We start from the raw sequence: 6,931 nt of genomic DNA on the forward strand, positions 1-6,931 counted from the left end.
TTTGCATTGGATTTAAAATTGAGTATTTGTTTTTTGTCTCTAATAAAAGTTAAATTTTAACTGTTTTTAGATTGAATTAACATAGTTTTAAGACGGCGCAAATATAATTAATTAATTCTAGCTACTGGATAATTGATTGTTTAATTACTGTGCTAATGCAAACAATATATGTGAAGCCATATTGTTAAAGAAAAGCATTCCTGATATGAGTTTGAAGAGTTTAATTAGGTCAAAACTATTTTTGAGCAATTCCCTGAAGCAAACAAAATTTATTTTTGATTCTTAGAGGTGTTTTTAAAATACATATATTTACGGCTAAAATTGTATTGAGTTAATGGAAGAAAATAAACATGTAACGATCTATGATATTGCCGAGAGACTAAATTTGGCTACGTCCACTATTTCTCGAGCATTAAAAGATCATCATACTATAAGTGATAAAACCATAAAAAAGGTTAAAAAAACTGCCGAAGAAATGGGATTTGTTCCCAATACTCTGGCTGCAGGTCTTCGTGGCAACAATACTAAAACGATAGGTGTGTTAATACCAACTGTTACACAGCCCTTTTTGTCTTCTTTAATTAGCGGTATCGAAATTACAGCTCAAAAATCGGATTATACGGTAATAATCATGCAGTCTCACGATTCGTATCTCGAAGAAGTAAATATGGCCAAATCGTTATACAGTAATAGGGTGAGCGGCGTAATTTGTTCATTGGCAATGGAGACGAAAGATACTTCACATTTCCAGCAGTTTACTAATAATAAAATTCCGCTCGTTTTTGTAGACAGGGTTCCTAAGGATTACAATACGTTTAGAGTGGTTATTGACAATTATTCGGCGGGATATAAAGCTACAAAACATCTTATTGAGCAAGGCTGTGTCCGTATTGCACATTTAACTGCCGGGTCAGAATTAGGTAATCTGTACAGTGAAAGAAAAAGAGGTTATATGGAAGCTTTAAGAGACCATAATCTTCCGATAGATGAAGAGCTGATAATTAATTTGAAATCGGTTACATATAAAGAAGGTGTAAAGGCAAGCAATAAATTATTTGATTTAGATCCAATCCCCGATGGCCTTTTTGCACCTGGAGATATAATTGCGGTAAGCGCAGTGCAGACAGCTAAAAAAAGAGGGTTAAAAGTTCCTGAAGATATTGCTGTTATTGGCTTTAATAACGATCCCATTTCGCAGATAATAGACCCTAATATATCTACTATTACACACCCTGCTGAAAAAATGGGAAAAACTGCTGCTGAAATTATTATTACGAGTCTTAGTTCGCTTAAAAAGGACGATGCCAAAGAAATTACATTCCTTAATACTGAAGTTCTTGTCCGTGAATCTTCCAATAGAAATCCGTAAATTTTTCTTTATAAAAATACCTTATTTAATCTGCTTGATGTCATTTTTTGATCAAGCGGATTTTTTTTTGAAAAAAAAGGAGTAAAAATTTTTTTCTTATAATACAATCCCATATTTTTACACAACCGATTGCATAAAGTTGGTAATTTTATAAAATTCATTTTTTTATACAAATTATTATGAAAATAGTAGTGTTTGTATATTCAAAGAATATTTAGGCATAAATTAAAAATAAAGAAAAACGCAAAAAATGAAACATAATAAAATGAACTTTTTGAGACTGATTGTTCTGCTACTGGGAATATCATGGTCTGCAGCTGCTCAAAAAGATTATAAGTTATGGCTTCAATATGATGCGGTAAGCAATTCGGATTTAAAATCGGAATATTTGTCAAATATTCAAGGAATTGTTGCTTTAGGGAATTCTGATACAGAGACGATTGCAACACATGAACTGCAGTCGGCTTTGACTGATATGCTTGGGAAAAAAATCACTGCTGGAAAAAAATTAGAAGTGAATCATACTATTATAATAGGTTCTAAAGCTTCGTTAAGTTCAGAAATTCAAAAATCAATCGAATCTGATTTTAATCAAATTAATGAGGAAGGTTACATTATTAAATCAATTAGCATTAATAATAAAACTCATATTATTATAAGCGGTAAAAAGGAAGTTGGCGTTTTGTATGGAGTTTATGGTTTTTTGAGATTGATTCAGACTAATAAAAGTATTGAAAAACTAAATATTGCCGATTCTCCCAAAACGAATATCCGCATTTTAAATCATTGGGATAATTTAAACCGTACAGTAGAACGCGGTTATGCCGGATTCTCTTTATGGAATTGGCAAAAACTGCCGGATTTTATCGATCAGCGCTATATTGATTATGCTAGAGCAAATGCTTCGATAGGCATTAACGGTACCGTTTTGACGAATGTAAATGCAAATGCTTTGATTTTGACTTCTCAATATTTAGAAAAAGTTGAAGCTCTTGCCAATGTTTTCAGACCTTATGGAATTAAAGTGTATCTAACAGCCCGATTTTCTGCACCAATAGAAATTGGAGGTTTAAAAACTGCCGATCCAAAAGATGCTGAAGTGATTAATTGGTGGAAAACCAAAGCCAAAGAAATTTATGCTAGAATTCCGGATTTTGGAGGATTTCTTGTAAAAGCAAATTCAGAGGGACAGCCTGGACCGCAAAATTATGGCAGGGATCACGTAGATGGCGCCAATATGCTTGCAGATGCAGTAGCTCCTTTTGGAGGTGTTGTTATGTGGAGAGCATTCGTATATTCTGAGCATGATGTCAATGACCGTGCTAAGCAGGCTTTTTCAGAATTTCAGCCTTACGACGGAAAGTTTAGAGAAAATGTTATTGTTCAGGTCAAAAATGGAGCGATAGATTTTCAGCCGAGAGAACCTTTTCATCCATTATTTGGTGCTATGCCAAAAACACCTTTAATGATGGAATTTCAAATAACGCAGGAATATTTGGGCTTTAGCACGCATTTGGTGTTTCTGCCTAAATTATTTCAGGAAGTTTTAGAATCAGATACGTATCAAAAAGGTAAAGGCTCTACAGTTGCAAAAGCAATTGACGGTTCTTTGTATCAAAATAAAATTACCGGTATTGCGGGTGTTGCCAATATTGGAAATGATTTGAATTGGACTGGACATCCTTTTGCTCAGGCTAATTGGTTCGGATTTGGAAGACTTGCCTGGAATCCATATTTAGATGCAGCAACGATTGCAGATGAATGGTTAAGATGTACTTTTTCTAATGATGAAAAATTTATTCGTCCGGTAAAAAATATGATGTTAACATCCCGTGAAGCAGTTGTTAATTATATGACGCCTCTGGGACTGCATCATATTATGGACACAGGCCATCATTATGGACCAGGTCCGTGGGTAAGTAATTTATCAAGACCAGAATGGAATCCTGTTTATTATCACAAAGCAGATAAAAACGGTATTGGTTTCGATAGATCCAAAACAGGTACCAATGCTGTTTCGCAATATGCGCCAGATGCAGCAAATACTTTTGATGATTTAAAGACTTGTCCTGAAGAGTATTTACTATGGTTTCATCATGTTTCTTGGGATTATAAGCTGAAAGACGGTCACAGTCTTTGGGATGGAATGGCTTTAAAATACCAGCAGGGGGTAAACCAAGTAAAAAAAATGCAGGAGACTTGGAATACAGCTGAAAAATATGTTGACAGCGAACGTTTTAAGGAAGTGCAGATGTTATTGAGTATCCAATATAAAGAAGCAAAATGGTGGAGGGATGCCTGTCTGTTATATTTTCAGCAGTATTCTGGCAAAGAACTGCCGAAAGGAGTTGAAAAATCAGCACAGACTTTAGAATATTTTCAATCATTGAAATTTCCTTTTGCACCTGGAAACTAATGATACTGTTTAACACTGCTGAGAAATTTAAAAAAATAGTTTAATATTATCTAAAAAACACATAAATAATGAAATTAATAAATAACAGTATACTGCTTGGATTTCTTTTCGCATTAGGCATCTGTAATTCACAAAACACAAAAACGGCTCAGGCTTCCTTAAAAAATTATTTCAAAGGTGACTTTTATATTGGAACTGCTTTAAATGTTAGCCAGATTGAAGAAAAGGATGCTAAGGCCGACGCTTTAATCAGAAAAGAATTTAATGCTATTACTGCTGAAAATATAATGAAGTCGATGTTTGTTCATCCTTCAAAAGATAAGTATGATTTTGCAATGACCGAGAAGTTTGTAGCTTACGGAGAAAAGAATAAAATGTTTATTCATGGGCATACTTTGATTTGGCACAGCCAATTAGCTCCTTGGATGACTCAAATAAAAGATAGTACCGAAATGAAAGCATTCATGAAAGATCATATCACAACCATCGTTTCCAAGTTTAAAGGACGAATTAATTCTTGGGATGTTGTTAATGAAGCATTGAATGAAGATGGTACTTATAGAAAATCAGTGTTTCTGAATACGCTTGGCGAAAGTTATTTAGCAGATGCTTTTAAACTTGCAGCACAAGCAGATCCTAAGGTTGATTTGTATTATAATGATTACAACATCTGTGAACCAAAAAAGAGAGAGGGCGCAATTAAATTGATAAAATATATTAAAGCGCATGGCGGAAAAATTGATGGTGTTGGTATTCAAGGGCACTGGAGATTAGAAAGCCCGTCATTAGAGGAAATTGAAAAAAGTATTTTGGCTTATTCAGCATTGGGTGTCAAAGTAGCCTTTACTGAGCTGGATATTACGGTACTGCCAAATCCTTGGGATTTACAAGGAGCAGATGTAAATCAAAGCTTTGAGGGAAGTGCAAAAATGAATCCTTATCCAAAAACGCTTCCTGATTCTATCCAGACTAAATTGGCAGAACGTTATGCTTCAATTTTTAAATTATTTTTAAAGCATAAAGATAAAATCAGCCGTGTGACATTTTGGGGCGTTCATGATGGACAGTCATGGTTAAATGACTGGCCAATAAAAGGAAGAACCAATTATCCATTATTGTTTGATACTAATTTAAAACCCAAAAAAGCGTACAATAGCGTTATGCAGCTAAAGGAGCTGGAAAATAACAAGATTGGAAAGAAAAAGGTTTTTAAAAATTAAAAGTAATCAGTTATATAAATAATTAGAGTTTTTTTTTAATACTTTTACACAACCGATTGTTTTAATTAAGTGCTTAAAAGAATCGATTTTAGCATTAACCCCTCAATAAACCAATACAAATAATGAGTACCATTTCACAAAAACTGTCTGTTAAGGAAAAAATCGGATACAGTCTAGGCGACTTAGCGGCAAATTTAGTTTTTCAGACCCTGATGACGTATCTGGCCTATTTCTATACGGATATTTATGGACTGTCTCCCACGCATTCGTCWATAATTATGTTAGCGGTCGGCTTAATAGCAGCTTTTGTCTTCAATCCGATAATAGGTGTCTTGGCCGACAGGACCAGCACAAAATGGGGAAAATTCCGTCCWTGGATTCTGATAACGGCCTTGCCTCTGGGATGTGTCGCTTTGGCGGCATTTACCACGCCTGATTTTTCCTATAACGGAAAAATAGTTTATGCGGCGGTGACTTATACGCTTTTGCTGCTTTTTTACGCGAGCAACAATCTGCCTTATTCGGCTTTAAGCGGCGTGATWACGGGAGATATGTCAGACAGGAACAGTTTATCGTCCTATCGTTTTGTGGCAGTAATGTTTGCGCAGTTTTTTGTGCAGGTTTTTATGCTGGGGATTATCAAGAGCGCCGGCAACGGGGACAAGGCAGTGGGTATTGAAAAAGTAATGACGGTATTGGCCATCATTGGCACTATCATGCTTTTGATCACCTTTTTGGCCACCAAAGAGCGCATTATTCCAAAACCGGAGCAAAAGTCGAGCGTGAGGGAAGACTTGGCCGACCTGATCAAAAACAAGCCTTGGGTAATCATGCTGACGCTGACGACTTTGGTGTTTGTGACACTGGCTCTGAAAGGGGGTTCGTATGTGTATTATTTTGAAAATTATGTGGATAAGAAACAGCTGGCTCTTTTTATTCAGCCGATATTGGATTCATTGTCGAGCGTTGGGCTAAACCATTTTGGGAATGATCCGGTTGCGGCAGGATTTGGACTGTTTAATGCGGGAGGAATTATTTTTATGATTGTCGGGATCACGCTGTCTAAAAGCCTGGCCGATAAATACGGRAAGAGAAACATCTTCGGGCTATTTCTGTTTATTTCGACAGTCTTTATTTTGGCTTTTTATTTTTTTCCGCCRGACAATATCGGGCTTATTTTYCTGTCACAGATTCTGCATGGATTTTTCTACGGAATCACAATTCCGCTGCTGTGGGCAATGATAGCAGATGTTGCCGATTATTCGGAATGGCTCAATAACCGCCGAGCGACCGCCATCATATTTTCAGCGATGATGGTTGGGCTAAAAGCGGGACTGAGCATCGGAGGAGCCTTAACGACCTTATTCCTAGGGTATTTTCAGTATATTCCCAATTCCCTGACTCAGTCGGAGGTAACGATAAACGGCATCAAGCTATTAGTGAGCGTTTTTCCTGCAGTTCCTTTTTTGATAGGATGCGGTTTGCTGTTTTTCTATAAGATAGACAAAAAAATGGAGGTTCAGATTGAGAGCGAYCTAAAAGAAAGAAGAAATTAATTATAAAAAACGTAAAAAAGAGTATGCCAGAAGATAGTATTGAACAAATTAATTTTGAGCAGATTAATAAAACCGCSATTTCACAGCCTTTGGTGTCGCATATGTACACCGCTGATCCCTCAGCGCATGTATTTAACGGCAAGATATACATTTATCCCTCGCAYGATATTGATGCKGGAATTCCGTTTAATGACAACGGAGACCATTTTGGGATGGAAGACTACCATGTGTTTTCAATGGAAAGCATAACGTCGGAAACAGTTGACAATGGCGTTGCCCTGCATGTAGCTGATGTAGCCTGGGCAGAAAAGCAGATGTGGGCTCCCGATGCTGCGCATAAAAACGGAAAGTACTATCTGTATTTCCCGGC

General features: G+C 36.3%; 4 protein-coding genes. All 4 read left to right on the forward strand.

Annotated features, from left to right (window positions below):
• The first annotated feature begins 334 nt into the window (after positions 1-334).
• The 4 genes from AC1DVP_RS19820 to AC1DVP_RS19835 all read left to right on the forward strand — a co-directional run bounded on the left by AC1DVP_RS19820 (position 335) and on the right by AC1DVP_RS19835 (position 6,561).
• The gene (locus AC1DVP_RS19820) at positions 335-1,369 is read left to right on the forward strand and encodes a LacI family DNA-binding transcriptional regulator (RefSeq protein WP_477185208.1); all 1,035 of its coding nucleotides are present in this window, start codon (positions 335-337) and stop codon (positions 1,367-1,369) included.
• A gap of 250 nt (positions 1,370-1,619) precedes the next feature.
• The gene (locus AC1DVP_RS19825) at positions 1,620-3,785 is read left to right on the forward strand and encodes an alpha-glucuronidase family glycosyl hydrolase (RefSeq protein WP_477185209.1); all 2,166 of its coding nucleotides are present in this window, start codon (positions 1,620-1,622) and stop codon (positions 3,783-3,785) included.
• Between the two features lie 68 nt (positions 3,786-3,853).
• Positions 3,854-5,005 carry an endo-1,4-beta-xylanase gene (locus tag AC1DVP_RS19830; protein WP_477185210.1) on the forward strand — a complete coding sequence of 384 codons (1,152 nt, stop codon included), beginning with the start codon at positions 3,854-3,856 and terminating at the stop codon, positions 5,003-5,005.
• Between the two features lie 122 nt (positions 5,006-5,127).
• Entirely contained in the window at positions 5,128-6,561 is a 1,434-nt protein-coding gene (locus AC1DVP_RS19835; RefSeq protein ID WP_477185211.1) for an MFS transporter, read from the forward strand.
• The last annotated feature ends 370 nt before the right edge of the window (positions 6,562-6,931 follow it).

The sequence above is a fragment of the Flavobacterium sp. P3_A6 genome (assembly GCF_056403035.1).

What these genes read in the sequence shown, in the direction of transcription:
- AC1DVP_RS19820 (WP_477185208.1), top strand. Translation starts at nt 335, where the DNA reads ATGGAAGAAAATAAACATGTAACGATCTATGATATTGCCGAGAGACTA.
- AC1DVP_RS19825 (WP_477185209.1), top strand. Translation starts at nt 1,620, where the DNA reads ATGAAACATAATAAAATGAACTTTTTGAGACTGATTGTTCTGCTACTG.
- AC1DVP_RS19830 (WP_477185210.1), top strand. Translation starts at nt 3,854, where the DNA reads ATGAAATTAATAAATAACAGTATACTGCTTGGATTTCTTTTCGCATTA.